This window comes from Paraburkholderia sp. Clong3 (genome assembly GCF_050436485.1).
Lineage (GTDB): Bacteria > Pseudomonadota > Gammaproteobacteria > Burkholderiales > Burkholderiaceae > Paraburkholderia > Paraburkholderia tuberum.
The window spans coordinates 692,269-718,975 of sequence record NZ_JBNDMH010000003.1 but is presented as its reverse complement, the minus strand read 5'-3'; the positions used below and the strand labels follow the sequence as shown (position 1 = coordinate 718,975).

Annotated in this window: 25 protein-coding genes and 1 pseudogene; 10 read left to right on the top strand and 16 right to left on the bottom strand. The window is 62.0% G+C overall.

Annotated features, from left to right (window positions below; translation table 11 throughout):
- Positions 1 to 37: 37 nt before the first annotated feature.
- The 4 genes and pseudogenes from OKW30_RS26735 to OKW30_RS26720 all read right to left on the bottom strand — a co-directional run bounded on the left by OKW30_RS26735 (position 38) and on the right by OKW30_RS26720 (position 3,902).
- Positions 38 to 745 (bottom strand): substrate-binding domain-containing protein, encoded by a 708-nt coding sequence (locus tag OKW30_RS26735; protein WP_429348077.1) that lies wholly within the window; start codon positions 743 to 745, stop codon positions 38 to 40.
- Positions 746 to 759: 14 nt separating this feature from the next.
- Positions 760 to 1,444 (bottom strand): annotated as a pseudogene (gene ligK / locus OKW30_RS26730) (4-carboxy-4-hydroxy-2-oxoadipate aldolase/oxaloacetate decarboxylase).
- Positions 1,445 to 1,446: 2 nt separating this feature from the next.
- Positions 1,447 to 2,472 (bottom strand): amidohydrolase family protein, encoded by a 1,026-nt coding sequence (locus tag OKW30_RS26725; protein ID WP_429348076.1) that lies wholly within the window; start codon positions 2,470 to 2,472, stop codon positions 1,447 to 1,449.
- A gap of 71 nt (positions 2,473 to 2,543) precedes the next feature.
- Positions 2,544 to 3,902 (bottom strand): MFS transporter, encoded by a 1,359-nt coding sequence (locus OKW30_RS26720; protein ID WP_429348075.1) that lies wholly within the window; start codon positions 3,900 to 3,902, stop codon positions 2,544 to 2,546.
- A gap of 887 nt (positions 3,903 to 4,789) precedes the next feature.
- Here OKW30_RS26720 and OKW30_RS26715 point away from each other — a divergent pair.
- From OKW30_RS26715 to OKW30_RS26705, 3 genes are all read left to right on the top strand, one after another.
- Complete coding sequence (locus OKW30_RS26715) at positions 4,790 to 5,371, top strand: cytochrome b/b6 domain-containing protein (protein WP_187619723.1); 582 nt, start codon at positions 4,790 to 4,792, stop codon at positions 5,369 to 5,371.
- Positions 5,372 to 5,374: 3 nt separating this feature from the next.
- Complete coding sequence (locus OKW30_RS26710) at positions 5,375 to 6,169, top strand: molybdopterin-dependent oxidoreductase (RefSeq protein ID WP_429348074.1); 795 nt, start codon at positions 5,375 to 5,377, stop codon at positions 6,167 to 6,169.
- A gap of 219 nt (positions 6,170 to 6,388) precedes the next feature.
- A complete protein-coding gene (locus OKW30_RS26705) occupies positions 6,389 to 6,790 on the top strand; it encodes a DUF3597 domain-containing protein (protein WP_429348073.1) in 402 nt (133 codons plus the stop codon).
- 264 nt (positions 6,791 to 7,054) lie between these two features.
- On the opposite strand, the gene OKW30_RS26700 is transcribed toward OKW30_RS26705, so the two are convergent.
- Both OKW30_RS26700 and OKW30_RS26695 read right to left on the bottom strand, forming a co-directional pair.
- The gene (locus tag OKW30_RS26700; protein WP_013091148.1) at positions 7,055 to 7,327 is read right to left on the bottom strand and encodes a hypothetical protein; all 273 of its coding nucleotides are present in this window, start codon (positions 7,325 to 7,327) and stop codon (positions 7,055 to 7,057) included.
- A 329-nt stretch (positions 7,328 to 7,656) separates the two neighbouring features.
- The gene (locus tag OKW30_RS26695; protein ID WP_184064825.1) at positions 7,657 to 9,357 is read right to left on the bottom strand and encodes a Na/Pi cotransporter family protein; all 1,701 of its coding nucleotides are present in this window, start codon (positions 9,355 to 9,357) and stop codon (positions 7,657 to 7,659) included.
- Between the two features lie 377 nt (positions 9,358 to 9,734).
- On the opposite strand from OKW30_RS26695, the gene OKW30_RS26690 reads away from it, so the two are divergent.
- On the top strand, positions 9,735 to 10,475 hold the full coding sequence (locus OKW30_RS26690) for a 3-ketoacyl-ACP reductase (protein ID WP_090809155.1): 741 nt from the start codon (positions 9,735 to 9,737) through the stop codon (positions 10,473 to 10,475).
- A 173-nt stretch (positions 10,476 to 10,648) separates the two neighbouring features.
- Positions 10,649 to 11,053: a Fis family transcriptional regulator gene (locus OKW30_RS26685; protein WP_429348072.1), complete on the top strand. Its 405-nt coding sequence runs from the start codon at positions 10,649 to 10,651 to the stop codon at positions 11,051 to 11,053.
- A 16-nt stretch (positions 11,054 to 11,069) separates the two neighbouring features.
- Here OKW30_RS26685 and OKW30_RS26680 read toward each other — a convergent pair whose 3' ends face one another.
- From OKW30_RS26680 to coxB, 5 genes are read right to left on the bottom strand one after another with little or no spacing between them, the layout of a single operon-like run.
- A complete protein-coding gene (locus OKW30_RS26680; protein ID WP_429348071.1) occupies positions 11,070 to 12,398 on the bottom strand; it encodes a c-type cytochrome in 1,329 nt (442 codons plus the stop codon).
- Positions 12,398 to 12,814 (bottom strand): hypothetical protein, encoded by a 417-nt coding sequence (locus OKW30_RS26675; RefSeq protein WP_184064815.1) that lies wholly within the window; start codon positions 12,812 to 12,814, stop codon positions 12,398 to 12,400. Before OKW30_RS26675 ends, OKW30_RS26680 begins: the two co-directional genes overlap by 1 nt.
- On the bottom strand, positions 12,811 to 13,452 hold the full coding sequence (locus OKW30_RS26670; RefSeq protein WP_090810416.1) for a cytochrome c oxidase subunit 3: 642 nt from the start codon (positions 13,450 to 13,452) through the stop codon (positions 12,811 to 12,813). Before OKW30_RS26670 ends, OKW30_RS26675 begins: the two co-directional genes overlap by 4 nt.
- 1 nt (position 13,453) lies before the next feature.
- The gene (ctaD, locus tag OKW30_RS26665) at positions 13,454 to 15,451 is read right to left on the bottom strand and encodes a cytochrome c oxidase subunit I (protein WP_429348070.1); all 1,998 of its coding nucleotides are present in this window, start codon (positions 15,449 to 15,451) and stop codon (positions 13,454 to 13,456) included.
- A gap of 28 nt (positions 15,452 to 15,479) precedes the next feature.
- Positions 15,480 to 16,541 (bottom strand): cytochrome c oxidase subunit II, encoded by a 1,062-nt coding sequence (gene coxB, locus OKW30_RS26660; RefSeq protein ID WP_429348069.1) that lies wholly within the window; start codon positions 16,539 to 16,541, stop codon positions 15,480 to 15,482.
- A 357-nt stretch (positions 16,542 to 16,898) separates the two neighbouring features.
- Here coxB and OKW30_RS26655 point away from each other — a divergent pair, with 357 nt between their 5' ends.
- The 3 genes from OKW30_RS26655 to OKW30_RS26645 all read left to right on the top strand — a co-directional run bounded on the left by OKW30_RS26655 (position 16,899) and on the right by OKW30_RS26645 (position 18,223).
- Positions 16,899 to 17,336 (top strand): DUF2778 domain-containing protein, encoded by a 438-nt coding sequence (locus OKW30_RS26655; RefSeq protein WP_429348068.1) that lies wholly within the window; start codon positions 16,899 to 16,901, stop codon positions 17,334 to 17,336.
- A complete protein-coding gene (locus OKW30_RS26650) occupies positions 17,333 to 17,608 on the top strand; it encodes a hypothetical protein (protein WP_184064801.1) in 276 nt (91 codons plus the stop codon). The genes OKW30_RS26655 and OKW30_RS26650 overlap by 4 nt, the downstream gene beginning before the upstream one ends.
- A 141-nt stretch (positions 17,609 to 17,749) precedes the next feature.
- Complete coding sequence (locus tag OKW30_RS26645; RefSeq protein WP_429348067.1) at positions 17,750 to 18,223, top strand: DUF2778 domain-containing protein; 474 nt, start codon at positions 17,750 to 17,752, stop codon at positions 18,221 to 18,223.
- Positions 18,224 to 18,684: 461 nt separating this feature from the next.
- On the opposite strand, the gene OKW30_RS26640 is transcribed toward OKW30_RS26645, so the two are convergent.
- Both OKW30_RS26640 and OKW30_RS26635 read right to left on the bottom strand, forming a co-directional pair.
- Positions 18,685 to 19,068 (bottom strand): hypothetical protein, encoded by a 384-nt coding sequence (locus tag OKW30_RS26640; protein WP_187629712.1) that lies wholly within the window; start codon positions 19,066 to 19,068, stop codon positions 18,685 to 18,687.
- A gap of 3 nt (positions 19,069 to 19,071) precedes the next feature.
- Positions 19,072 to 20,244 carry a DUF6402 family protein gene (locus OKW30_RS26635; protein ID WP_429348066.1) on the bottom strand — a complete coding sequence of 391 codons (1,173 nt, stop codon included), beginning with the start codon at positions 20,242 to 20,244 and terminating at the stop codon, positions 19,072 to 19,074.
- A gap of 226 nt (positions 20,245 to 20,470) precedes the next feature.
- Here OKW30_RS26635 and OKW30_RS26630 point away from each other — a divergent pair, with 226 nt between their 5' ends.
- On the top strand, positions 20,471 to 22,927 hold the full coding sequence (locus tag OKW30_RS26630) for a penicillin acylase family protein (RefSeq protein ID WP_429348065.1): 2,457 nt from the start codon (positions 20,471 to 20,473) through the stop codon (positions 22,925 to 22,927).
- 43 nt (positions 22,928 to 22,970) lie between these two features.
- Here OKW30_RS26630 and OKW30_RS26625 read toward each other — a convergent pair whose 3' ends face one another.
- The gene (locus OKW30_RS26625; RefSeq protein WP_184064788.1) at positions 22,971 to 23,936 is read right to left on the bottom strand and encodes a PDR/VanB family oxidoreductase; all 966 of its coding nucleotides are present in this window, start codon (positions 23,934 to 23,936) and stop codon (positions 22,971 to 22,973) included.
- Positions 23,933 to 25,018 carry an aromatic ring-hydroxylating oxygenase subunit alpha gene (locus tag OKW30_RS26620; RefSeq protein WP_184064785.1) on the bottom strand — a complete coding sequence of 362 codons (1,086 nt, stop codon included), beginning with the start codon at positions 25,016 to 25,018 and terminating at the stop codon, positions 23,933 to 23,935. The genes OKW30_RS26625 and OKW30_RS26620 overlap by 4 nt, the downstream gene beginning before the upstream one ends.
- A gap of 185 nt (positions 25,019 to 25,203) precedes the next feature.
- On the opposite strand from OKW30_RS26620, the gene OKW30_RS26615 reads away from it, so the two are divergent.
- The gene (locus tag OKW30_RS26615; protein WP_090809135.1) at positions 25,204 to 25,704 is read left to right on the top strand and encodes a MarR family winged helix-turn-helix transcriptional regulator; all 501 of its coding nucleotides are present in this window, start codon (positions 25,204 to 25,206) and stop codon (positions 25,702 to 25,704) included.
- Positions 25,705 to 25,724: 20 nt separating this feature from the next.
- On the opposite strand, the gene OKW30_RS26610 is transcribed toward OKW30_RS26615, so the two are convergent.
- Positions 25,725 to 26,663, bottom strand: a complete 939-nt coding sequence (locus tag OKW30_RS26610) for an NADP-dependent oxidoreductase (protein WP_184064782.1) — start codon at positions 26,661 to 26,663, stop codon at positions 25,725 to 25,727.
- Positions 26,664 to 26,707: the final 44 nt, after the last annotated feature.

Sequence of the window (26,707 nt, the reverse complement as noted above, 5' to 3'; positions counted from 1 at the left end):
CAAGGACACAAGCCTGGGCGGCGAGCGCCGCCCGCCATCAAGCCGGCGACATGCCGTTTTGCAGCTTTGCGCCGTCGGCCTCGCGCGAGGCCAGAAACGCCAGCAACGCCTGGGCTGCTTCACGCTGGCGCGCCACCGTGCAGATCGCGGCGGTGAAAGTCGTGGTGGACTGGGCGGCGGCCGGAAGCTCGCCGAGCACGTCGATGCCCGCCACGTGAATCAATTCGCTCATCTGCTGAAAGCCGAGCGCGACTTCTCCGCGCGCGACGAGCGTGCCGACCGGCACACCCGGCGGCGCCTTCACGATACGCGAAGCGATCTGCCCGGCAATGCCCCAGCGTTCGAACAGCTTCAGTAGATGCGTGCCGCTCGGCCCCGTCGAGTAACCGATGCTGCGCGCACCGAGAATCGCGTCGCGCAGCGCTGCTTCGGACGCGATGTCCGGGTGCGTTTCTCCGGCCGCGACCGCGACCGCGATGCCCGAGCGCGCGAGCCCGACGCGGCTCGCCGCCTCGACGCAACCCGTCACCACGAGCCGCTCGATCGCGTCGGCGGCAAGCACGACGATGTCGAAGACTTCGCCATCCTCGACCCGGCGCGCCGCATCGACGCCGCCGACCGATTCGATGACGACGCCTTGCCCCGTGCGCCGCTCGTAGAACGGGGCGAGCCCGGCCAGCACCTGGCGCGTGGCCATCGACGAAATGCCGGTGATCGGCGCGCGCGTGGCTTGATCGTTGATCATTGCGACCACGCCTGTCAGTCCTTGTAGCGCAGTCCGGCCTGCTCGAGCGGCCCGCGCATGTTGTACATGTCGAGACCGAGCACCCCAGCGGCGAGTTTCGCGCGCTTCCCGGCTTCATTGGCCTCGCGCGCCGCAGCCTTGTCGAGTACGGCTTGCGCGGCGGCCGCCGGCACCACGACCACGCCGTCCTCATCGGCAACGACGACGTCGCCCGGTGTGACTAACGCACCCGCGCCACACGACCGGAATGTTCACCGAGCCGAGCGTCGCCTTGACCGTGCCTTTCGCGGAAATCGCCTTGCTCCAGACCGGGAAGTTCATTTCGGTCAGCACGCTGACGTCGCGCACGCCGGCGTCGATGATCAACGCATGCGCGCCGCGCGCCTTGAAGCTCGTGGCCAGCAGATCGCCGAAGTAACCGTCTGTGCTCTGTGCGGTGACGCCCGCGACGACGACGTCGCCCGGCCGGATCTGTTCGGCCGCGACGTGCAGCATCCAGTTATCGCCCGGTTGCAGCAGCACCGTGACGGCCGTGCCGCTCGCGCGCGCGCCGGTATAGATCGGGCGCATATACGGTTGGAGCAGTCCCGCGCGGCCCATCGCTTCATGCACGGTGGCCGAACCGAGCGCGCCGAGTTTCGCTGCCACCTCCGCATCCGCGCGCTGGATATTGCGATAGACGACTCCGATTTCATCCATGATCACAGCCCCTTCGTTTTCAGCAAGGCGCCGAGACGCGGATAGACGCGCCGCGCGTTACCTTCGTAGATCTTGTAGCGCTGCTCCGGATTCATATCCGCGGCTTCGACGTAGCGCTTCGTGTCGTCGAAATAGTGACCGGTTTGCGGATCGACGCCGCGCACCGCGCCGATCATTTCGCTCGCGAACAGGATGTTGTCCACGGGAATCACGCGCGTGAGCAGGTCGATACCCGGCTGATGATAGACACAGGTGTCGAAGAACACGTTGTTCAGCAGATGGTCTTTCAGCAAGGGCTTTTTCAGTTCCTGCGCGAGGCCGCGGAAACGACCCCAGTGATAAGGCACCGCACCGCCGCCGTGCGGAATCACGAAACGCAGCGTCGGGAAATCGCGAAACAGGTCCGAGGTCAGGCATTGCATGAACGCGGTGGTATCCGCATTCAGGTAGTGCGACCCGGTGGTGTGGAAGCACGCGTTGCAACTCGTGCTCACGTGAATCATCGCGGGAATGTCGTACTCGACCATCTTCTCGTAGATCGGGTACCAGGAACGGTCCGACAACGGCGGGCTGGTCCAGTGGCCCCCCGACGGATCGGGATTCAGGTTGATCGCGACATTGCCGTACTGCTCGACGCATTTGACGAGTTCAGGAATACAGGTGGCCGGATCGACACCCGGACTTTGCGGCAGCATCGCGGCCGGCACGAAGTTCTCGGCAAACAGCCGGCTCACGCGATAGCACAGTTCGTTGCAGATCGCGGCCCACGTGCTCGAGATTTCGAAGTCGCCGATGTGGTGCGCCATGAAGCTCGCGCGCGGACTGAAGATCGTCAGATCGAGGCCGCGCTCGCGCATCAGTTTCAACTGGTTGTTTTCGATCGACTCGCGCAGCTCGTCGTCGCTGATCTGCAATTCCGACCCCTTCGGCATCCCGGAAGGACTCTTGATGCCTGCGATCTGGCGGTTACGCCACGTCTCCAACGCTTTCGGCGCGGTGGTGTAGTGTCCGTGAATGTCGATGATCACCGTGATTCCTCAGTAGATGAATTTATCCAGCGGCGCCCGCGAAACGCACGCGCGCCGTGTTGCCTCACGCCTCAATGCGCGATATTCGGCTGCGCCACCGTTTCGGCGCCGCCCACACGCTGGCTCACCAGGATGGCGAAAGCGGCGAGTGTGGCGGGGATCGCGAGCATCGCCAGGATCGCGCCGAACTGCCAGCCGAAGCCGAGCAGTGCGCCGCCGATCGCCGAGCCGAAGATACTGCCGAAGCGGCCCATGCCGAGCATCCAGCTCACACCAGTCGCACGCGCAACGGTCGGGTAGCGGCCGGGTGCAAATGCGTTCAGACCGGTTTGCGCGCCGCTCATGCAGAAGCCCGCGGCAAACACCAGCAATGCAAGCGACGAAGACAGCGCGCCGATGTAGCCGAGCCCGAGCACGCACAGTGCGCCGCCGATATACGCGGCGCTGATGACCGGCGCCGGACGCGCCTTGTCCATGAGCCAGCCGACGAGGATCGCGCCGATCGTGCCGCCGATCTGGAACATCGCCGTGACGTTGGCCGCGGTCGTGACCGACAGACCCGCATCCTTCATCAGCGTCGGCAGCCAGCCGGTCAGCAGATAGATCACGAGCAGGCCCATGAAATACGTCACCCACAGCGCGATCGTCATCGAGCCATAGCCTTGCGAGAACAGCACGCCGATCGGCTTGCGCGTGGGCAGCGGCGGTTCGTTCGACACGAACACTTCATTGCCCGCGAAATGCACGCCGCACACACGGCCAAGCACCTTGCCGATACGCTGCGCGGGCGCGCCGCGCACCGCGAGCAGACGGGCCGACTCAGGCAGCAGCCAGATCTGGAACGGGATCAGCACGAGCGGCAGTGCGCCGCCGAAAATCAGCACCGCGCGCCAGCCGTGAACCGGAATCAGCCAGCCGGCCGCGAAGCCGATCAATGCCGAGCCGAGATTGAAGCCCGTGAACATCACGGTGATCAGCAGCGCGCGCTTGCGTTGCGGTGCGTACTCGGACAGCAGCGTCGTCGAGTTCGGCATCGCGGCGCCGAGACCGACACCGCTGAGCAGACGCAATGCTGCCATCGAAAACGGCGATTGCGCGAACGCAGTCGCGATCGTGAACAGGCCGAACAGAAACACCGACGTAATCAGCACCCACTTGCGGCCGATGCGGTCCGATGCCGGACCCGCGAACAATGCGCCAATCACGAGACCGAGCGGCGCCGCACTCATCACGAGTCCGAATTCGGGGCGCGAAATCGCCCAGTCATGAATGATGGAAGGCGCGACGAAGCCGATGATCGCGACGTCCATGCCGTCGGCGGTCACGATCAGAAAACACAGCACGACCAATAACCACTGGTAGGGCGAAATCGACCGTTCGTCGATGAACTTCTTGATATCAATCCTGTTGCCGCTGGTAGTACTCGTCATCAAAACTCTCCTGTCTCCTTCATTGGTCTCATCGCGCGCTCGAAGCGGGTAGCTTCGCAAAGTACGTCGACTCGGTAACCATCGTGGCGATGGGCCCCTACACGGCTTACTCAAATAACTGGCGTGAAGGTACGTTTCGTCCTTCGCGGGCCAAAGCGCGGGTTAACCATCGGGTCGATGCGAGTATCCGCATTCTCAGCGTTCCGCATAGCATCGGCGAAGCCCGTCCGATTCGCGCAAAGCCCCGCTGGACAAGCGTTCAAACCAGAGTCGCGGCCCTTCGAAGCGGGCTTTTCGAACGCCTGCCGGTGCACACCCTGATAAACAGAACAGATGAAGCGGGAATGAACTCGCATAGAACGGCAGTGAGACGCCCCGCTTTTCCGATCAACATGGATGCGCCGCGCTGGTAGCGGATTTGCCCCGCGCAAAAAGAGCACAAAAAGAAAAAAGCGGCATGACCGTGCTATGGCCATTCCGCTTCGGGCTGAGCCGGCCTCGCGAGACCGGCTGGTACTCAATTACCGTTGTGCGCTACCCGGCTCAGAGGGCTGCGACACCCCTTCCGCGCTGCAACCTTCGAGCCAGCGTCAGTCCGTAGTCAGGAATGTCGTATGCTGCGTTTCCCATGCGGCGGGACGGCCTGCCTGCGCGATGTGCATCGTCATTGAAAGTCGACAGCAAGAACGAAAAGATTTCAGACACGACGGAATAACCGTCGATCGATCGCGTTACCGCTTCGGGCGCAATGCCAGTCTGACGCTCGCAGCGTAACTCGTCGCCCGATCCTGCTTGCGCCCCCGTACCGGCGCCGACGGCATCCCGTTGACGGCTCCCGCGGCACCGGAATGATTGTCAACGAGCATGGAGTGGTCTCGAGGCACAACATGGTTCAACCCGGTTGGGTGCGAATTACGCACTGGATCAATGCTGTCGCGGTCGTGCTGATGGTAATGAGCGGCTGGCAGATCTACGACGCGTCGCCGATCTTTCCCGCAATTGAGTTTCCACCTTCGATCACGCTTGGCGGCTGGCTCGCCGGAGCGCTGCAATGGCATTTCGCAGTGATGTGGCTGCTGGTCGCCAATTTCATCGTCTATCTGGCGCTGAATCTGGCGACCGGACGCTTTCGACGCAAGCTGCTGCCTGTCCGGCCGAAACAGTTGGTCGCCGATCTGCTCGCTGCGCTGAGCGGGCGCCTGAAACACGACGACCTCGCGCACTACAACTCGGTGCAAAAGCTCGCCTATCTCGTCGTGATCGCCGACATCCTGCTGATCGTGTTGTCCGGGCTCGCCATTTGGAAGTCGGTGCAGTTCCCGCTGCTGCGCACGCTGATGGGCGGATATGACAATGCGCGCGTGGTGCACTTCATGTGTATGAGCGTCCTGGTGGCGTTTTTCGTCATTCACGTCGCGATGGTTGCGCTCGTGCCCCGCTCGCTGCTGTTGATGCTACGCGGACGGTAAGTCATGACGATCCGAAAACGAACCGCGCAACAAGGCACCTTCCTCGCGACGCATGGCGAATCGATCATTCGCGATGCTCAGCGCGAACTCAAATCGCCTGCGCGCCGGCTGTTCGGCCGGCGGCTGCTGACGTTAAGCGGCATCGCGCTGCTGTCCGGTTGCGATCTGACCGACGACAAGGCAGTGAACACCGCGCTGCGCCGCATCTCGTTCTTCAACGACGACGTGCAGGCACTGCTGTTCGATCCGAACAAGCTGGCGCCCACGTATCCGGCATCGATGATCACGCGGCCGTTTCCGTTCAATGCGTTCTATGGCGTCGACGAGGTGCCCGAGATCGATGCCGCGACCTACCGTCTGCAGGTCAGCGGCCTCGCGCACGGCAAGCGTACGTGGGCGCTCGACGAACTGCGCGCGCTGCCGCAGGAAAGCCAGATCACGCGTCTTATCTGTGTCGAAGGATGGAGCGCGATCGGTCGCTGGGGCGGCGTGCGCTTTTCCGAATTCCTGCGCCGCGCGGGCGCGGACACGAGTGCAAAGTACGTGTCGCTTCATTGCGCGGACTACAACTACTGGACGAGCATCGACATGCCGACGGCGCTCCACCCGCAGACGCTGCTCACGCTGACTTACGACGGTGACGTGCTGCCGCCGAAGTATGGTTTCCCGATGAGGCTGCGTGTGCCGACCAAGCTCGGCTTCAAGAATCCCAAGCATGTCGTCGCTATCGAAATCACGAACCAGTATCCGGGCGGCTATTGGGAGAACCAGGGCTACAACTGGTTCAGCGGCTCGTGACGCAATGATGTTTTTCTCCTTCCATCAACCACGCACAGCGTCATGTTGACGTGACGCGGGCTAAGTCGTGTCAGGATCATTGCGCGCGGACCAATACGAGCAGTCGATGGGTTGACAAAATATTACGTTTTTCACCGTGGTAGATCGCGTAGCATACTGGGGGTATGTCCTGCGAGCGCCCCCACTCGCATTCGTCATTCAACCGCGGAGATTTCGGAAATGAGTATTTTTGGTGACATCGTGCACAAGCTGTTCGGCAAAGCGAAGCCGGACCAACCTCCCCCCGCGACGGAACCCACCCCCGACCCGGCCGCCGCGCAAGCCGCGACGCCCAGCGCTCCCGCCGCGCCCGCACCGCTGACCGACGTCGACGTGGCCGTCGTGATGGATCAACTCGTCAGCGAAAGCGGACAGACGTTGAACTGGCGTACGTCGATTGTCGACACGATGAAGGCACTCGGCGTCGACAGCAGTCTCGAACACCGCAAGCAACTTGCCCAGGAATTGAAGTACAGCGGGGACATGAACGACTCCGCGAGCATGAACATCTGGCTGCACAAGCAGGTGATGCAGGCGCTCGCGGCAAACGGCGGCAAGCTGCCGCCCGATCTGGCAAGTTAAGCAGGACGAAGCAGGCGTTTCGCAGTAAGCGAAGCGCAGTGGAAGTCGCGCAGTAAAAATCACGCAGTAAAAATCAAAGACTCAGTCCAGGTTGCCCGGTCGAAGCACGAAACCGGGCAACCGTAAACTTCTCCGCTCGGCAATCAATGCTCGCACAATCGACTACCGAGAGCGCGCACTGCACGCGCCCGCGACAGCACGATTGCCATCAGCCCACGTATCGAAACGCGGGTGACGAAACACATTGCGATGGAATAGACGCGGCTATTGCGCCGCGGTGAGCTTGAGTCCCGGCCGCAACGGCTGGGGAGGCTCCAGAGGAGCCTTGCGTTCGTCCGATACCTGTTCGATTCCCTTTCTCGTGACTTCTTCGAGGAAGGTCAGGCGAGCCCGATAGTAATCGGCACGCAGCTGTGCGTCGAGCACGAGCTGTTCGGCCTGAAACAGTTCCATGCGCAAGTTGTTCAGCGCGCGTTCGGCCTGTTTCTCGGGAGTAGGAGCATGTTGTGAAGCCCAGTTAGCAAGCCACCTTATCATGGTGAAGCCCTCCTTGAGTTCAATGCTCTGCTGCGACAAAGGCTATCAAATTATGGATGCGGCGTGTGTTAAATCGCTTCAGGCGTTGCTTATTGTGCGAGCTACCGTGGGTCGTCGCACGATCGACTTCACCGCCGCGCCTTGACTACTGATACCACAACACGCGCGAGGCGAAAAAAGCCCGCACAGCAAAGGCGGGCAATCCCACTCTCTTTGAAAGCGTGTCACGAGGATGACACGCCACAAGTTTAGAGCTCGTGCAACCCCAACGTCCGTGTGCTGGCGATCACTTTGCGCGAATATATCGATCTCCAATCATGCGTCGCGCGTTATTGCAGCTCTTGAAGCGCTGCCACATTTTTCGCAATGGCCCGCGCAAACTGCGCGATCTGCCGGCCCTGCTCGATCAGATCCATGGCGATCCGGAACGTGACCACGTCCGCCTTGTCCGCCAGCTGAAGCTTCGCGAGCACGACCTGACGCGCGGTCGCGGCGAGCTTGTCGATGCCGGCCTTCGCGTCGACGACCTTCGCGACCTCTTCCGGATCGCGCGTCTCGATCGTGCGGATCGCCTGCTCGAGATTGCGGATCACCGCCTCGGTAAACTGCGTGGTCGCCGCATCGCGCAGACGCAGCAGATCGATCTGCTGCGTCATTCGTTGTTGTCCGACCGTCATCAGCGTCATGCCGACAATGCCGCTGATGCTCTCCAGATGACTCGTGACCTGCGTGTAGCCGACCACCTGCTGACCTTCTTCCTCCGAGTGCTGCCGCTGCGACAGGCGGCCGATATATTGAAGAATCTCGAAGGCCAGCCGGTCGCTTTCCTTGTCCTGATCGAGCATCTGATTGATCTCTTCCATCGTGCCGGTCGACACCATTTGCGAGCCGCGTTGCACAACGTCGAGCACCTGCGCGCCGAGCCGGGTCAGCTCGATACGCACGCGTTGCAGTGCAAGCGCCGGCACCGCCAGCGACGTCTCGTCGAGATACTGCGGATCACCCGCGGGTTTGGCGGCCTTCGCGCGCTTCGGCACGACCAGTTGCGCGAGCCGCGCGATCGGACCGGCAAACCAGATCAGCAGCAGCGTGTTCGCCACGCTGAACAGCGTATGCACATTGGCTACCTGACGCGGCGCCTCGGCCGCGAGGCGTGCAAGCCCTTGCAGTTCCGGATGCGACGGCGATATCCAGCGCACGACCTCCGCCATCTGCGGAATCAGGAAGAGCGCAATCACGACGCCGAGCACATTGAAGATCAGATGCACGACGCCGACCTGCAACGCTTCCGGTGGCTTGCCGATCGAGGCGAGCAGTGCCGTGCCGCAGGTGCCGACATTCGCGCCGAGAATCAGCGTGATGGCGGCTTCGAGCGGCATCAAGCCCTGGCCGCTCAACGCAATCACGACCGCGAGCGTCGCCGCCGAGCTTTGCACAACCGCGGTGAAGACCGCCCCCACGATGACGCCGACGAGCGGATTGCGCATGTCCTGCATCGCGTCGATGAACGGCTGATAGGTGCGCAGCGGATGCGTGGACTCGCCCATCAGCTGGATGCCCATGAACAGCAGTCCTAGCCCCATTACGACGCGTCCGATCTGCCGCAGCAGCTCGCGCGGAGCAAACGCGTGCAGCACGAAGCCGATCGACAGCATGTACGGCGTCAGACGCGAAACGTCGAAGGCGATGATCTGCGCGGTGACGGTCGAGCCGATGTTCGCGCCCATGATCATCGGCACCGCCTGGGTCAACGTCATCAGGCCGGCGGACACGAAACCGACCAGCAGCACCGTCGTGATGGTCGACGAATTCAGCAGCGCGGTCACGACGGCGCCCGCCACCACGCCGCGAAACCGGCTTGCGGTCAGCACGCCGATCAGCGACTGCAGTTTCGATCCCGCGATCGCCTTCAGGCCGCCGGTCAAGAACTCCAGACCGAGAAGAAACAGCGCGAGGCCGCCAATCAACAGCCCGAAGATCCCAAGGAAGTTCAACCTGTCGGGATCGATGTCAGCAAGATAATCAGTCATCCTGATGTGCCTCTGATGATCACACGAATAGACGCGGGAGCGAGGGACGGCTTCGCGCCCCGCATCGACGACCGTGCAGGCAGTCTGCCGCACGGTGTCCGGGGCAGGTACTTAAGGCTAACGCTAAGGGTAAGAGGAAGACGGCGCGCAGGCAAGGACGGGAGGGCGGCCGGCAGTCTCGAGCGACCCCGGAGTTCGCAAAGCATGCAACCCGCAATCGACGTAATTCATTGCCCCGTCAAGCAACGATTCCACGCCTGATTTGGCAGTTAACCCGTAGGTGAAAATGCCCATCGTCCCAGGCATTGGCCGCTGCCAATAATAGGTCCATCCTCCAATCAAACTTGCTCAACTCACCCAAACAAGAAGGAGGACTTATGGCAAACCGTGTTGCATACGTAACCGGCGGCATGGGCGGTATCGGAACCGCCATTTGCCAGCGCTTGCACAAAGAGAACTACACCGTCATCGCGGGCTGCGGCCCGAACTCGGCGCGCAAAGCCCGATGGCTGGAAGATCAGAAAGCGCTCGGCTATAACTTCGTCGCATCGGAAGGCAACGTCGCGGATTGGGAGTCCACCGCGAAAGCGTTCGAGAAGGTCAGGAAAGAAGTTGGTGAAGTCGACGTGCTCGTCAACAACGCGGGCATCACGCGCGACGGCATGTTCCGCAAGATGACGTTCGAAGACTGGGAAGCGGTGATCGACACCAATCTCACGAGCCTGTTCAACGTGACCAAACAGGTCATCGAGGGCATGGTCGGCCGAGGCTTTGGGCGCATCATCAACATCTCGTCGGTCAACGGCCAGAAAGGCCAGTTCGGGCAAACCAACTACTCCACGGCCAAGGCCGGCATTCATGGCTTTACGATGTCACTCGCGCAGGAAGTGGCGACCAAGGGCGTGACGGTCAACACCGTGTCGCCGGGCTACATCGGCACCGACATGGTCAAGGCCATCCGTCCGGAAGTACTGGAAAAAATCGTCGCGACAATTCCGGTACGGCGTCTCGGCACGCCGGAAGAGATTGCGTCGATCGTCGCGTGGATCGCGTCGGATCAAGCGGGCTTTGCGACCGGGGCGGATTTCTCGCTGAACGGCGGTCTGCATATGGGCTAGCGGGAACGGCGCCGCGTCGCGCGCGGCGCAGCCGTTTTCCGTTATGGACGTTGTCAGGTTCCGTGATGGTGTAGCGGCCGGCGCAAGCCGGCCGCCTCAGTGAGCTTATGACCAGAAAAGCGAGCCCTACTCGCGCTGCACCCGCGAAGTCGCCGCGCACGCACCCGAAGGCTATGCTGCGCCCGATCGTACCTGCCAAAGCAGGCGAAATTTCGCTCGACTATCACATGACGCTCGAGGCATTACGCAGCGGCGTCGCCAATCAATATCACGTCGGCAGCATGGCACAGGCCATTTACATGGCAATGCTGCTGAATCAGCGCGGCTATGGTTCGGCCGTACCCGAGCTGTTTCGCGACGCGGAGGGCGCGATTCTGCGCTGCCGGCAGGCGGGACTCGAAACGGGCCTCTGCGTGGTCGATCACGACGCCTACGCGCTACTCGGTCAGGTTCTCACGCTCTTCGATCAGCAACTCGCGGCGGCGCCGGTACGGGAGTTGATCGCGGTCAATGCGAAGCTGAAGACGCTGTTCAGCGCCGCCAATGGCCACTGCGACGGTAACGAGAACACCTCATGACGAGGCGCGTTGGCATTTACTTGCGCAATGCGCCGCGCACGCTCGACACATCGTTTCGCGTGACCGGTCCGGCCGCATTTCCCCATGTGGTCCGAACAAACGTGAGCACGCGCGCCATTTCGGTGTCCGTCAGCTTGCCGGCGAAAGACGGCATCTTGCGCGGTTCCGGTCCCGACTCGGTATGCGGACTGCCCCCGCCTTCGACCAGCAAGCGCACCAATGACGCGCTCGACGCCGACAACACCGCGGGGTTGCCCGCGAGGCGCGGATACTTGTTCGGCACCCCCGCCCCATCCATCTGATGACAGCGCGCGCAATACGATGCGTAAATGCCCGCGCCGGGTCTTTCCACATCCCCGGTTTTCAGCGCCCGTACGGTTTGCTGCGCGGCGGCGGAGCGGGCGTTGAAATAGCCGCTTGGCGCGCGCGGCGGCAGGCTCTTCAAATACGCGGCGATCGCCGCGAGATCGTCGTCGTTCAGGTACTGCGTGCTGTCTTCGACGACCTGAACCATGCTGCCGAACGGGATGAGTCCGCCGCCGTGGCCGTTTCGAAGGAACTCGACGATGTCGGTCGCGGAACTGCGGCCGAGCCCCGAGCCCGGGTCGGCGCTCAGGTTCGGCGCGAACCAGTGATCGTTGATGCCTCCCGTCAGATAGGCCGATGCCGACTCGTCATAGCCGCGCTCTTCGTACGCCGGTCCGCGCGGCGTGTGGCAGGCGCCGCAATGGCCGAGCGATTGCACCAGATACGCGCCGCGATTCCATTGCGCATCGCGTTTCGCATCGGCTTTGAACTGGCCTTTCGGCGCGAATGCCCAGTCCCAGAACATCAATACCCAGCGCTGATTGAATGGAAACGGCAAGCGCGTTTGCGGGGCAGGCGCCGCGACCGGTTGCACGCCGTGCATGAAGTACGCGTAGAGGGCATGCATGTCGTCATCGGTGATCTTCGCGAACGACGGGTACGGCATCGCCGGATAAAGCCGCTTGTTCCCGGGCGCGATGCCCTCGCGCACCGCGCGTGCGAAGTCGTCATAGCTATAGCGGCCGATGCCGTATTGCGGATCCGGCGTGATGTTCGACGTATAGATCGTGCCGAACGGCGAACCCATGCCGAGGCCGCCGGCAAACGGCGGTGTGGCCTCAGGCGCCGCGCCCGGATGCGGCACGCGCGGCGCGGCGGTGTGGCAACCGGCGCAATCGGCGGCTTTGGCGAGATATGCGCCGCGCGCGACCTGCGCGGCGTCGGTGGAGGCGCCGGCGGCGTTTGCGGTCGCTGCTATCGTCAGCGGGCATGCGGCCGCGATGGCGAACCTCACCGCGTTGAGAACGTCGCGCTTCATCACCACCACCTGCACGGCGACACGATCGCGACCGCGGCATCCGTTGCGATCAATGCGAACAGAAACAGCGTGCTGCACATCACCGCGACGTGCGTCAGAAACCAGTCGAGTTCGGCACGCGTGCGGCGCTCGCCGTTCAGCGCACCGAACTTCAGTGGCGCGACGCGGCGCAAATTGCGCCACGCGACCCACGTGCCGAACGCGCCCGCGATCAGACACACGGTGCCGAGCGCGACGAGCGCCGGACGCATCCACGACACGAGCGGCGCACCGAGCGGATGGTTGTACGGATAGCAGGCCTGCGCCGCGAGCGCTTCCGCGAGCATCATCTGCAACAGCCACGCGAACGGCGCCGCGAGCAGACCGATCAGCACGTAGGGCATCGAGATGTGCGAGTCTCTGGGCGCTGTCGTCATGACCACTCCCGGAACAGATACGGCGTCAGATACAGCGTGCTGAAAATGAACAGCCAGACGACATCGACGAAGTGCCAATACAGCCCACCGACCGACAGCGCCGCGCAGCGTTTGTCGTCGAAATAGCCGAGCGCGGTCCAGATCGCCAGCAGCGTCAGCACGACGATCCCGACCAGTACGTGCGCCATGTGAAAGCCGGTAATCGTGAAGTACAGCGAACCATAGAGATGCGAGGTCAGCCCATAGGGGTGGTTGTGCCATTCGCGCAACTGAATGCCCAAGAAGATGCAGCCCAGCACGATGCCCACCGCCATCGACGCGACACCGAGCCGCAATCGCCGCCGACGCACGCAGCGCTCGCAGAACCAGACGAACACGCTGCTCGATAGCAGAATGACCGTATTGGCGCTGCCGAGCCCGAGCTTCGGCAATCCTTCCGGCGGCCAATGCTGCTGGCTTTGCGAGGCCAGATACAGATACGAGAAGATCAGATAGCCGAACAGCGCGCCTTCGGTCGTGATCAGCGTGAAGCAGCCCCACCAGCCGCTCGATCGCTCGCCCGCGCTGCCAACCGGCAACGCACGTGCGGTCTCGTCCGGTTCGCTCGACGAGCGATTGAGATCCAGTGCATCGCTCATGTCAGCCTCCCGCATCCTCGAGCGCGACCGGCTCGCGCTGGATCAGCGCGCGCTCGGGCCACAGCCACGTGATGATCGAGACCGCGCAGCCGGCCAGCATTGCCCCCACGAACACCCAGGCGGTCAACGCGAGCCCCGCGAACAGTAGCGCGGCAAAGACCGCGAGCCAGAACGGCGCGTACGAATCTTCGGGCATCTTCAGGATCACGTCGGGACTCGCCTCGAGCGCGGTCGTGCCCAACGCTTCGCGACCGTGCGCGAGCAGATAGCCTTCGTCGAGTTGCGAGCGTGTTTGAACCGCGTCGCCCGGCTCTTCGATCCGGCCTTCCCACAACGGATGCCGGCTCGCGAGCGTCGGCACCACCGCGAAGTTGTACGGCGGCGGCGGCGAGCTGATCGACCATTCGAGCGTCGGCGCGTCCCACGGATTGTTGCCGGCGACCTTTCCGCGCCTCAGGCTCACCGCGATATCGATCAGAAACAGCAGCACGCCGGCCGCAAACAGGAACGAACCGAGCGACGTGACGAGATTCACCGTGTTCCAGCCCATGTCGGCGGGATACGTGTACATGCGGCGCGGCATGCCGAGCAGTCCCGCGATATGCATCGGAAAGAACGCGACGTTGAAGCCGATGAAGAGCACCCAGAACGCGAGCTTGCCGAGACGCTCGTTCGTCATCCTGCCGGTGAATTTTGGAAACCAGAAGTAGATGCCGCCGATCACCGGAAATACGTTGATGCCAAGCAGCACGTAGTGCAGATGCGCGACGACGAAGTACGTGTCGGTGAGTTGCCAGTCGAACGGCACCGCGGCCGTCATCACGCCGGAGACGCCGCCGATCACGAACAGCAGCACGAAGCCCGCGAAAAACAGGAACGGCACGCGATACACGGGGCGACCGGTCCAGATCGTCGCGACCCAGGCGAACGTCGCGACCGCGCTCGGCACCGCGATGACCATGCTGGCCGAGCCGAAGAACGACAGCGCGAGCGCGGGGATACCGGTCGCGAACATATGGTGAATCCACACGGCAAAGCCGACCACCATCGTCGCGACCGTCGCCAACGCGACCGGCCCATAACCGACCAGCGGCCGGCGGCAAAAGACCGGCAACGCATCCGACACGATACCCATGGCCGGCAACACGACCACGTAGACCCACGGGTGCGCGAAAATCCAGAACAGGTGCTGCCAGAGCAGCGGCCGCCCGCTATTGAGCACGTCGAAGAAATGCGTGCCGATGCGGCGGTCCATCCACAGCATCAGAAACGCGAGGCTCACCGACGGCACCGCCAACAGATTGCCGGCCGACGCGGTCAGCGTGCCCCACACGAGCACCGGCACGCGATCGAGCGACATGCCCGGCGCGCGCATCCTCAGCAGCGTGACGACGAAGTTCATCGCGCCGACCGTCGTCGAAATGCCGAGCAGCACCATGCCCAGCGCGTACACGTCGATATTCGGGCCGTTGCTGTACTCGAGGCCGGACAGCGGCACGTAGTTGAACCAGCCGGCGTCGGGGGCCTGTCCCGTCGGAAAACTCGCATACAGGAAGATGCCGGCGAACAGGAACACCCAATACGACAGCGCGTTCAGGCGCGGAAAGGCCATGTCGCGCGCGCCGAGCACGAGCGGCCATAGATAGTTCGAGAAGCCGGACAGAACGGGCAGCGCGTATAGAAAGATCATCGTCAGTCCGTGCATCGTGAACAGCTGGTTGTACTGTTCGGGCGTCAGCACCGTTGCGTTGGGGCGCGCCAGTTGAACGCGCATGATTAGCGCTTCGACGCCGCCCATCAGCAGAAAGATGAACGCGGTCACCAGGTAGCGCAAGCCGATGGTCTTGTGATCGACCGTCGAGAACCAGCCGCGCCAGCCGGGCCGCGACTCCCAGATTTCGCGCAGCCGCTTTTCCTGCTCGCTGCCGGGCTCGACACGGCCGCGCCGCGGCGTGCGGGTCAGCGCGGGTAGCGAAGCGGAAGCGGGATGATCGGACATTGAACGGGCTCCTCGAGTGCGATGCGCTTCAATGCAGCGTCGCGAGATACGCCGACAACGCGGCGGCCTCGCTGGTGGTCAGCGCGATACTGGGCATCAATGCATCGGGTTTGATCCGCTGGGCGTGCTCGATCCAGTCGAGCAGATGGTCGGGCGTGTTGCTGAGCGCGCCTGCCGCGATCGTGCGACGCGAACCGAGATGGGTCAGATCGGGCGCCTGCACGCCAGTCGCCTTGGTGCCGCGAATCGTGTGGCAACCCGCGCAGCGCTCCTCGAACAGATGCTGGCCGGCCGCGACGGCCGCGTCGCCCGTGGGCACGGTGGCCGCGCGTCCCTGCGCGTCGCGCCATGCGTTGAACGCCGCGGCGTCCTGCGCGATCACTTCGAACGCCATATGCGCGTGCTGCGCGCCGCAGAACTGCGAGCACTGCCCACGATAAATACCGGGACGGTCCGCCTGCAGCCACTGCTCGTTGGTTTGGCCTGGAATCGTCTGCGTCTTGCCCGCGAGTTGCGGTACCCAGAAAGCGTGCACGACGTCCGCGCTTTTGAGCTCGATCTTCACCGGCTCACCGACCGGAATATGAATCTCGTTCGCCGTGCTGAAGTTGCGGGCGGGGTTCGGATCGTCGCGGTAATCGGCTTTCCACCACCAGTCGTAAGCGGTCACGGTGATCGTCAATTGCGGATACGACGCGGGCGACGCCACCGATTCGAGCGTGATCAATGCATAGACCAGCATCGCCAACAGCACGACCGACGACACCGCGGTACCGATGAACACCCAGCGGATGCCGCCGGGCTCGGCGCTCAGCGCATCCGGTTGCGCCGCGGGACGCTTGCGGACCATCGCGCCGATCAACAGGCCAGCGACGATCAGCGTGACCAGCGTCACGATCGCGGTGAAAACCCAGCCGAGGTACAGCGTCGGACGAGCCGCCGGGCCAGCCGCGTGCAGGAAGTAGTTCAGCGGCGCCACCGTGTTCGCGTGTGCGGAGTTGGCGAAACCGATAGCCAGCGCCGGTAACAACGTGACGCTGCCGCGCCTGACGCGCCGGCCTGACGTTCCGGATGCTTCCGCTGCTGCCACTGAGAACCCCGCTGACAGTGATGACCTTTCGACACGCGCCGTCCCCTGCGAACGAGGCGACGTCCGAGCACATCAGCAAAAATCAGGCCGCGTGTGCCGAGGGTGCGGGCGTGAGGTTCGCGCTGACTCGAACAGGTCAGCAGAAGGGTGCATTCGCTCGGTTATGCGAACGCGTGGACGAGCTGTTGCGTAGGGAGGAATTGTCGGTGCGGAAAATTTTTTTATATTGGCCTTCTCAAAATAAATTGCCTTTAAAATGGCCGCGCGGCATAACTGAACTATTTTTCTTATATCACACTTGTCAGTCGATATGGAGGACTGATGCTTCAATGCTCATTCAAACTGAATAATAAGCCAATGAGCGAATTTCGCATTGGCGCTCTATCCTTTCCCGCATACTCTGGGCAGGAGAATTATATCAATAAGGCTGTTGGAATGTGCACGCCGAAGTATGGCGCTATTCCCGTCGGCGGATATTACATCTTCGACCGAAGATCCGGAGGCATTATCGGACCATGGAAAGATCGGCTTAACCTGAATGGCAATAACAAGAGCGAATGGTTCGCGCTCCACGCTATCGACGGCGATATTGATGACGATGAGCTCTTGTGCGACGGCATCGCTCGTGGCCGATTTCGATTGCATCCAAAGGGAAGATTGGGGAAGAGCGAGGGCTGCATAACTATCGATCAACTCGCGGACTGGCGTCATATCCGTTCAATACTTTCCGATACGCCGAAAGTCTCAATTCCCGGATCGAAACTTAAAGCGTACGGTGAAGTGACGGTGAGATGAAAAAGCTCCTAATCTGCCTCGCGGTCGGTTTCGGCTTACTGCTCGCAATCTTTGCCAATGCGCTGTGGTGGATGATGAATCCCGAAGCGCCCTTGAACTTTTCGAATCCGATATGGAAATGGGCGGTTCGTATGTATGGGGTCACGACGGCATATCAAAAATCCGACCTGGCCTTTCTCATGTCGTCGGCCGCAATCGTGCTAGGGTTCGCCGCAGCTGTGCTGGTTTTCCGGCGGAGCAGGAAGCGTGGTCAGCGAAAGCTTGACGACTAGCCATCTCACGGTGGAAATAATCGCTGTTGGCGCGGAAATTTTTTAATAGTGGTTTTCTCAAAACAAATCGCCTTTAAAATGGCCGCACGGCATCACCGAACTATTTCTTATTTCACTCTTTCCAGTCGATATGGAGGACTGATGCTTCAATGCTCATTCAAACTGAATAATAAACCGATGAGCGAATTTCGGATTGGTGCACTATCGTTTTCTGCTTACTCTGGGCAGCAAGGTTATATCAACAAGGTGGCTCTAACGTGCACGCCGGTCTTCGGCGCCATACCGGTCGGCAGATACTATATCTTTGATCGAAGATCGGGCGGGAAGCCCGGCCCGTGGAAAGATGCGCTCAACCTGAACGGCAATAACAAGAGCGAATGGTTTGCGCTCCATGCAATCGACGGGGATATCGACGATGACTCGGTCCTTTGCGATAACATCGTTCGCGGCCAGTTTCGTTTGCATCCAAAGGGGAGATTCGGTAGGAGCGAGGGGTGCATAACGATCGACCAGCAAAGTGATTGGCAGCGTATCCGCTCGATACTCACCGATACACCGAAAGTATCAGTACCCGGGTCTGAACTTAAAGCGTACGGCGTAGTGACGGTGGCATGAAAACAATCCTGCTCTGTCTAGCTGTCGGCATAGCTTTCGTGCTCGCAATCTCTGCTAATGCAGTCTGGTGGATTTGGCATCCGGATACGCCCTTGAACTTTTCGAACCCGATATGGAAATGGGCGGTTCGTATGTATGGGGTCAAGACGGCGTATCAAGAATCCGACTTGGCCTTCCTCATATCGTCGGCTGCAATCGCGCTAGGGTTCGCCGCAGCTGTGCTGGTTTTCCGGCGGAGCAGGAAGCGTGGTCAGCGAAAGCTTGACGACTAGCCATCTCACGGTGGAAATAATCGCTGTCTCAGCACCAAAAGTTGCGCCTGAAGCCCACTGCCCAGCGGGTTGCGCGCGGCTAGATCCGCTCGCACGTCCGGTCGCCCAGCCTTGAAAATCGTGTCATGCCATTGCCGACGCCCAGGGCTTTCGGCAAGGCTTCTTGCGCTCGTGGACCAAGAACATTCTTCAAGGCAGTTTTGCCTTAGCACGGTCCCACCATGAAGGCGGTAGCTCGATTTCTCCGTCGTCGCCTTCCGCCGAGGTGTCGTATATCAGAGAGTCCTCTGTCCAGAACAGGCGGATTCGCTCTGGATATCGATAAACTCGCGCGGCGAGCAATTCCGCCGTAGTTGCGCGGTACAGCCTCAAGGCGATCCGGTCACGGGGCAGATATGCATACCGCGCGATGTATTTCCCGTCATCTGATTTCTCATCGTGAAATGTGGCTCCTTTCATTTGCGTGACCGCGGAACGATACTGGACCGCCCCGAGCGCGATAATCGCACTCATCGTTACGATGAACACCCTGGCGAGAACCGATCGCAACGCCTTGCTCTTGAAGACATTCATTGATCAAAGATGCACGACGATCGGCCGCTGGAGACAAATTGTATTGAAATCAGAGTAGACGATGAAATCACCTCCGCGATTGTGCTTCCGTTGCCACTGTCTGAAATCCCTGTTTCTGATCGGATAATAGACCTTACCCGGATCCGACAACGCCTGTGTTGGGCCAATCACGACAGGAAAATCTATCCAAGGTGAACCCGCCAGATTCGCCAGTTCGGTGGCGGCCGAAATTGCCACGCCTCGCCTGCTCCAATGTCCCAAGTATTGCGACGTGGTGTCCAACTCGCCCTGAAAGGAGTAGCTATCCTTCACATAAACGACGATTTTCTCGACCACGCCGATTCTTTTCTGAAAGTCGTATTCGATCTCCGAAATAGCTGCGTTGATCACGAAGGAACCGAGCGCTGCTGTCAGATCATCGGGTGCATGAGCAGTCGATTGGCGCAAGGCCGTTTTTGCTTTTTGCTCGAAAGTGCCATCTACGGTCACATACTGAAACTGGAAATCTTTGTGCAGTATCCGAATATCATGGCGACAGATACCCCACGCGCTCAGATACATACGACCGAATGACATGTAACGCGCAACTATTTGCCGAACTGCGCTAGCCGCCTTTGAACTGTAAATCCTCTCGTTGACAAGATCTTCGTACTGCTCTCTGGCGCGTCTGAATCCAAGGACCCATTTCATTTTGATTATGCCGTGGTCATACATGCTGTCTGGATACGGCTTGCCGTCCTGGTTGATCTCGTATTTCTGATCGTCCTCAGACCTCGAATAGTTGAGTTCTCCTGCGAACCATCGGTCCATCAGTTTTGCACCGACCGGCATCATCTCTTTGCGCATCGCGGCCGGGATGTCCTGGATGTCAAACGGAGGCACGGTCGTTTCACGCTCCGTCAGTCGAGGCGGTTTAGGCGGCTGCGGTACTTCGGGCTTGCTCAACTGGGTCTTAGAACGGGACAAGGCCTGCGCATTTTTGCCGTTGTCATCCGGCAGATTTCCCCGCTGAGCAGGCGCCGGCGGCCTGGACTTCGGTTCGGCTTGTTCTACATGTGCTTTCAGCGGATTTAGCTGCGCTGGCGGAGGCTTGTCCAACGACATACCGACACCGCGCACGGCGCGCGCGTCGTCCTGCTTGGTCCAGCGCCACAACAGTTTGTTGATCTTGTACACAGAAATTTCGTTAGGCACGCTATAGCTTCTCGCTCTAGATTTAACGTTCGTGAACTACTAATGACCGGAATGCGAGTCCACTGCCTTCTAGCCACCTGACATTAATAGCTAACTGACAGTTCGAAAGAAATCAGAGCACGCCCAAATGGGGCGTCCAGTCACAATCTTTCTTGACGCCGAGCGACACGCCCGTCACCGCTCAACGTTCGCCCAACCACAAAAGGCCATGCGTTCGAACGTCTCTCTGCTCCGCCGCCTCGCCGCCCTGCTGATCGCCCTGCCCGTCGCCGCCGCTCTGCCAAGCTGCGCGAGCCCCGATGCGGACAACGTCGCGCACACCGGCCCGTATCGCGCCGATATCCGCCGCACCGCGCTCGGCATTCCGCACATCAACGCCGACAACTGGGGCAGCCTCGGCTACGGATACGGCTACGCGCAGGCGCAAGACAATCTGTGCACGATGGCCGAAAGCTTCGTCACCTATCGCGGCGAACGCTCGCGCTTCTTCGGCGCCGACGCGCGGCCCACGCTCGGCGCGACGTTCGGCCAGCCCAACAATCTCAATTCGGATTTCTTCTTCCGTTTCATCGTCGACGATGCGACCGTCGCGCGTTACCGCAAAAGCCAGACCGACGACATGCGCGCGTTGATCGACGGCTTCGTCGCCGGCTATAACCGCTACCTCGCCGATCTCGCGCACGGGGATTTCCCGGGCGCGCATGCGGCCTGCCGCGCGGCGCCGTGGCTCGGCAAGATCAGCAACGCGGACTTGTACCGGCGTCAGATCGCGGCGAATCTGGCCGGTGGCGAGGCGCGCTTCATCAACGCGATCGCGACCGCACAACCGCCCCAGCCGATGCCGGTGCCGCCGCAAAGCGCGTTGCACGACGACGCCCCCGTCGACCCACCGCTCGCGGAATTCGGCGGCCATGCGGGCATCGGCAGCAACGCTCTCGCGTTCGGCGCGGACGCGACGCACACCGGCAGCGCGCTGCTGCTCGGCAATCCGCACTGGTTCTGGACCGGCCCCGATCGCTTCTACCAGGCTCAACTCACTATTCCTGGCAAGCTGAACGTCAGCGGCGTGTCGTTTCTCGGCGTACCGCTGATCATGATCGGCTTCAACGACAACGTCGCCTGGACCCATACCGTCTCCACCGCGAAGCGCTTCGGCCTCTTCAAGCTGACGCTCGAACCTGGCGCGCCAACCCGGTATCAGGTCGACGGCAACAGCGAAGCGATGACGCCGACGCGCGTGAACGTCGAGGTACGCGCCGCCGACGGTTCGCTGCATACCGTGTCGCGCACGCTGTATCGTTCGCGCTTCGGAGCGCTGGTCAATCTCGGCACGATGTCGCCCGCGCTCGCGTGGAATGCGCAGCAGGCGTTCGCGCTGCGCGATATCAATACCGACAACTTCCGCGTGTTCGAAAACTTCCGCGCATGGAATCAGGCGGCCTCGCTCGACGATTTCATCGCCATCCAGAAGAAGAACGCGGCGGTGCCATGGGTCAACACGCTTGCGATCGGCCGTGACGATCCGCGCGTCTGGTACGCGGATATCGGCGCGACTCCGGACGTGCCCGACGAACTCACGCAGCGTTGCACGCCGCCGGTCGGCCGGGCACTGGCGCGGATCATGCCCGGCGTGCCGGTCCTCGACGGTTCGCGCAGCGACTGCGACTGGCGCGACGAGCCCGGCGCGGTACAGCATCATGCGTTGCCGGTCGCGCAGATGCCGTCGCTGCTTCGGCGCGACTATGTCGGCAATTTCAACGACAGTTACTGGCTCAGCAACCCGGCCGAACCGATGACCGGCTATGCGAAGATCATCGGTGCGACCGCGACGCCGCAGACGCTGCGCACGCGACTGGGCCATACGATCGCGGCGCAATTGCAGAGCGATCCGCATGGCGTTTCCGCCGATACACTCGGCCACGCTGCGCTCGACAGCCGCTCGATGTCGGCGTTGCTGTTCAAGCAACCCGTGCTCGACCGTCTGTGCGGCAGCGACGCGCTCGCGGCCCTGCCGGCCGGCCCGAACGCCGACCCGCAGCGCGCGGCGTGCAAGGTACTCGCCGCATGGGACGATACGGCCGCGGTCGACGCAGTGGGGGCAACCTTGTGGGACGAACTGTGGCGACGTCTGCTGACGATACCGCCCGCGCAGCTATACGCGGTACCGTTCGAACCCGCGAAGCCGTTGACCACGCCCGCGGGCATCGCCGCCGATCCGGCCCAGCTCGCCGCCGCGCTGCATGACGCGCTCGCGGCACTGCAACGCGCCGGCATCGCGATCGATGCACCGCGCAGCGCGGCGCTCTACGTGCAACGCAACGACGAGCGCATTGCGCTATTCGGGGGTTGCGACGCGGGCGGCTATTTCACCTCGGCGTGTGCCGCGCATCCCTTCGATGCGAGCGGCTATTCGATGAACGTCAAGCCAATGGGCGACACCTATCTGCAGATAGTGTCGTTCGCCGGCGCTCAGGTGATCGCGCGCACGCTGCTCGCACCGTCAGAATCGGATGACCCGGCGTCGCCGCACTATGCCGACGGGACGCGCGATTACGCGGCCCAACGCTGGACGTTTATTCCGTTCTCCGAAGAAGCGATTGCGCACGATCCGGCGTTGAGTGTGCGCACGGTAAGTTCGTCGGATTCTGAGGGAAAAGCGCAATAAATAAGCGGGACGACGGGCAACAGGCCCGTCGTCCCGCAGAAAATCACAGATCGAGCACCAGCAGCGGCGATTTCGCGCGCGAGCAGCACGGCAGGAACTGGTCGTTTGCCGCGCGTTCCTCGTCGGTCAGATACGAATCCAGATGATCCGGCTCGCCGGACAGCACCCGCGTCAAACAGGTACCGCACACGCCCTGCTCGCACGACGTGATCACTTCGACGCCATGCGCGGCCAGCGCCTGCACGACCGTGCATTCGGGCGGCACGTCGATCGTCGCGCCGCTGCTCGCGATGCGCACCTGGAAGCTGCCGCCCGTCGCCGCCTGATTCGCGGCCGCGCCGAAGAACTCGTAGTGCAGCCTGTTTTCCGGCCAGCCCTTCGCACGCGCGGTCTCGAGCACGAAGTCCATGAAGCCGCGCGGACCGCAGACATACAGGTGGGTGCCGGCCGGCGCATCGCTGAGCGTCTGCTCGATATCGAACGTCGAGCCGCCCGGATGGTCATCGTGATGAAGCTGGACCGACTTCGCGAAGCCAGCTTGTGCAAGACGCTCGACGAACGCCGTGCGTTCCTTCGAGCGCGTGCAGTAGTGCATGTCGAACGAAGCGCCCGTGGCGGCAAGCCGCTCGGCCATGCAAAGAATCGGCGTGACGCCGATCCCGCCCGCGAGCAGCAGATGATGAGCCGCATCGTCAGCGAGCGCGAAATGATTGCGCGGCGCGCTGATCTGCAGGCGATCGCCTTCGCGGACCAGATCGTGCACCGCTTTCGATCCGCCGCGTCCCCCTTCGTCGCGCAGCACCGCGATCAGATAGCGATGCGTTTCGCGCGGATCGTTGCACAACGAGTACTGACGCACGAGCCCGTTCGGCAAATGCACGTCGACGTGCGAGCCGGCGTCGAAGGCCGGCAACGCCTGAGCGTTTTCGCTCGCGAGTTCGAAGCTCGCGATACCGAGCGCTTCGTCGCGCCGGCGCGCGACCACCACATTCAGCACGGGATGATTCATGTCGCCGTCCGCACGGGAATGACGCGCGTCACTTCAGCCTGCGGCGCGCCCGTCTCCGCGCGTTCCTGCGCGACGAGCCGATCGATCACGCGGCGCGACATCACGCCGCCCGCATCGATATTGAGCTTCAGCAGATTGCGCTCGGGCCAGCGCAACAGGTTCTGCTGCTGACGTTCGAGCATCTCCAGATCTTCACTGAAGATCTTGCCCTGCCCTTCGCGGATGCTCGCGGTCAGCGCCGCATCGTCGGGACGGAAACTGCGCGCCATGCCCCAGAAATACCAGATCGACGTTTCCGTTTCCGGCGTGATGAAATCCACCACGATCGACGACGCTTTCTGGTCGGCCGGCGCGTGATAGCCACCATGCCCGGCATGCGCGACGCCTACCTCGATCAGCACGTGACTCGGCGGCGTGAAGTGGCAGATCTGCCAACGGTCGACGGGCACGTCGTCGGCGAGACCATTGCCGCGCAACGCCATCTTCCAGAACGGCGGCGCCGCGACGTTTTCCATGAAACGGCTCGTGCGCACGGTATCGCCTTCGGCCACGGTTTTGGGCGCGGCTTCGTCGATTTCCTTTTGCCCGATGCTGTTGGCGTGCACATAGGTCTCGTGCGTCAGATCCATCAGGTTGTCGATCATTAGCCGGTAGTCGCAGCGGATGTGATAAAGACCGCCGCCGTACGCCCATTCGGCACTCTCGGCCCACTCCAGATGATGCAGCCTGGCGGCATCGGCCTGCGCCGCATCGCCGGGCCACACCCAGACGAAGCCATAGCGCTCGATCACTGGATAGCTGCGAATCGCTGGAAAGCCGTTGACGCGTTGCCCCGGCATGCCGGTCGCCTTGCCCTGACAGCCCATTTCGAGGCCGTGATAGCCGCACACGAGCGTGCCATCGCGCACGAAACCGAGCGACAGCGGCGCGCCGCGATGCGGACAGAAGTCTTCGAGCGCCACCACGGCGCCTTGCGCGTTGCGATAGAAAACCATCGGCTCGCCGCAGATCTGCCGGCCGAACGGCTTATCCGCGACTTCATCGGGCATACATGCGACGTACCACGCATTCTTGGGAAACATGTCAGTCTCACTCCCTGGATTATTCATGGATTGCATTCAGCCTACTCATTGAGATTCAGTGTACTCAATGCGTCTTTAATGATTAAATGAAGGTTTTCCCCTAGACGAACTTTCAATCAGGTAACACGAACGCCGGTTCGCCATTTCCATTCGCAACGAAAAGGCGCGAGATCTTCAGAACTAATATGGTCACTTCAACCGATACCAGCACTTCCGCGATCAGCATCGATCTGTACGACCAGCCCGGCCATTTGATCCGACGCGCGCATCAGATTTCGGTGTCCATGTTTCATGATCTGATCGGACGCGAGGTGACGCCCGTTCAGTATGCGGTGCTCAGAATGCTGCAGGAATTGCCCGGACTCGATCAGGTCACGCTCGCGCAGCGAGTCGGCCTCGACACGTCGACCACCGCCGATATCGCGGTACGGCTCGAAGCGAAAGGCTGGATCGTGCGCGAAGTTCTGCCGCGCCGCCAGCGTCGTCTATTGCTGACGCCGGCTGGAGAGCAGTTGCTCGATGAATTGATCCCCGGCGTCAACGCGCTCAATCACGGCCTGCTCGACGGGATGGGAGACGAGGATGCGCGAGAGCTATTGAGACTGTTGAGAAAGTTCGTGCATCTGAATAACGATCAGAGCCGCGCGCCGCTGCGCAGCGCGAGCGACGACGCGAATCCGAACTAGCAGACAGCGCGCTCTCCGTACTACGACGCCACCTCCACCACGATCTTGCCGCGCACGTGGCCTTTCGCGAGCCGTTCCAGCGCCTTGGCCGTCGCATCGAACGCAAACCGTTCGGCGACCACGACACGCACGCTGCCCTTGTCGAGCAACGACGCGATCTCCGTCAATTGCCGGCCGTCGGGTCGCGCGGTATAACGCGTGGCCCGTGCGCCATGGCTCGACGCCTCGGCCTGCGACGGCTCGTTGAGCGTCGAGATCAGCGCGCCACCGGTCGCGACGGCCGACCACGAGCGGCGCTGCGTATCGCCGCCGATCAGATCGAACACGAGGTCGATGTCGCGCGCGACGTCTTCGAAGCGCTGCGCGTGATAGTCGATCACGCGATCCGCACCGAGCGAGCGCACGAACTCGATGCCGTCGCCGGACGCCGTAGCGTACACTTGCGCGCCCTTCTGCCTGGCGAACTGCACGGCGAAATGTCCAACGCCGCCCGCGCCCGCATGAATCAGCACGCGGCCGCCGGCTTCGAGGCAGCCGTGATCGAACAGGCCCTGCCATGCGGTCAACGCGGCGAGCGGCACGGCGCCCGCGGACCCCACATCCAGTTTTTCCGGCGCATGCGCTAGCGCGCTCGCGGGCACGACGACGTATTCCGCGTACGCACCCTGTCCCTGGCCAACGAAGCCATACACCTGCTCGCCCGCGCGCCATTGCCCGACGCCCTCGCCGACCCGTTCGACCACTCCGGAAAAATCGCGCCCCAGCGTATAGGGCAGCTTCTCTTCACGAATCAACGGGTACTGGCCCGAGCGCGTCTTCAGGTCCACCGGATTGGCGCTGGCCGCGCGCACGCGCACCAGCACCTGGCCGGCGCCAGGCTCGGGGATCTCGATCTTCTCGGCCTTGAACACCTCGGGACCGCCGAAGCGGTGAATGCGATATGCGAGCATTGTGCTCATGATGGCCTTCTCCTTGAAAGGTCCTGTGTCAGCGGCGCTATTTT

What these genes read in the sequence shown, in the direction of transcription:
- OKW30_RS26720 (WP_429348075.1), bottom strand. Translation starts at nt 3,902, where the DNA reads ATGACGAGTACTACCAGCGGCAACAGGATTGATATCAAGAAGTTCATC.
- OKW30_RS26685 (WP_429348072.1), top strand. Translation starts at nt 10,649, where the DNA reads ATGCTGCGCCCGATCGTACCTGCCAAAGCAGGCGAAATTTCGCTCGAC.
- OKW30_RS26625 (WP_184064788.1), bottom strand. Translation starts at nt 23,936, where the DNA reads ATGAATCATCCCGTGCTGAATGTGGTGGTCGCGCGCCGGCGCGACGAA.
- OKW30_RS26620 (WP_184064785.1), bottom strand. Translation starts at nt 25,018, where the DNA reads ATGTTTCCCAAGAATGCGTGGTACGTCGCATGTATGCCCGATGAAGTC.
- OKW30_RS26705 (WP_429348073.1), top strand. Translation starts at nt 6,389, where the DNA reads ATGAGTATTTTTGGTGACATCGTGCACAAGCTGTTCGGCAAAGCGAAG.
- OKW30_RS26735 (WP_429348077.1), bottom strand. Translation starts at nt 745, where the DNA reads ATGATCAACGATCAAGCCACGCGCGCGCCGATCACCGGCATTTCGTCG.
- OKW30_RS26690 (WP_090809155.1), top strand. Translation starts at nt 9,735, where the DNA reads ATGGCAAACCGTGTTGCATACGTAACCGGCGGCATGGGCGGTATCGGA.
- OKW30_RS26695 (WP_184064825.1), bottom strand. Translation starts at nt 9,357, where the DNA reads ATGACTGATTATCTTGCTGACATCGATCCCGACAGGTTGAACTTCCTT.
- OKW30_RS26710 (WP_429348074.1), top strand. Translation starts at nt 5,375, where the DNA reads ATGACGATCCGAAAACGAACCGCGCAACAAGGCACCTTCCTCGCGACG.
- OKW30_RS26645 (WP_429348067.1), top strand. Translation starts at nt 17,750, where the DNA reads ATGCTTCAATGCTCATTCAAACTGAATAATAAACCGATGAGCGAATTT.
- OKW30_RS26675 (WP_184064815.1), bottom strand. Translation starts at nt 12,814, where the DNA reads ATGACGACAGCGCCCAGAGACTCGCACATCTCGATGCCCTACGTGCTG.
- ctaD (WP_429348070.1), bottom strand. Translation starts at nt 15,451, where the DNA reads ATGTCCGATCATCCCGCTTCCGCTTCGCTACCCGCGCTGACCCGCACG.
- OKW30_RS26615 (WP_090809135.1), top strand. Translation starts at nt 25,204, where the DNA reads ATGGTCACTTCAACCGATACCAGCACTTCCGCGATCAGCATCGATCTG.
- OKW30_RS26715 (WP_187619723.1), top strand. Translation starts at nt 4,790, where the DNA reads ATGGTTCAACCCGGTTGGGTGCGAATTACGCACTGGATCAATGCTGTC.
- OKW30_RS26640 (WP_187629712.1), bottom strand. Translation starts at nt 19,068, where the DNA reads ATGAATGTCTTCAAGAGCAAGGCGTTGCGATCGGTTCTCGCCAGGGTG.
- OKW30_RS26680 (WP_429348071.1), bottom strand. Translation starts at nt 12,398, where the DNA reads ATGAAGCGCGACGTTCTCAACGCGGTGAGGTTCGCCATCGCGGCCGCA.
- OKW30_RS26630 (WP_429348065.1), top strand. Translation starts at nt 20,471, where the DNA reads ATGCGTTCGAACGTCTCTCTGCTCCGCCGCCTCGCCGCCCTGCTGATC.
- OKW30_RS26700 (WP_013091148.1), bottom strand. Translation starts at nt 7,327, where the DNA reads ATGATAAGGTGGCTTGCTAACTGGGCTTCACAACATGCTCCTACTCCC.
- OKW30_RS26610 (WP_184064782.1), bottom strand. Translation starts at nt 26,663, where the DNA reads ATGAGCACAATGCTCGCATATCGCATTCACCGCTTCGGCGGTCCCGAG.
- OKW30_RS26655 (WP_429348068.1), top strand. Translation starts at nt 16,899, where the DNA reads ATGAGCGAATTTCGCATTGGCGCTCTATCCTTTCCCGCATACTCTGGG.
- OKW30_RS26670 (WP_090810416.1), bottom strand. Translation starts at nt 13,452, where the DNA reads ATGAGCGATGCACTGGATCTCAATCGCTCGTCGAGCGAACCGGACGAG.
- OKW30_RS26650 (WP_184064801.1), top strand. Translation starts at nt 17,333, where the DNA reads ATGAAAAAGCTCCTAATCTGCCTCGCGGTCGGTTTCGGCTTACTGCTC.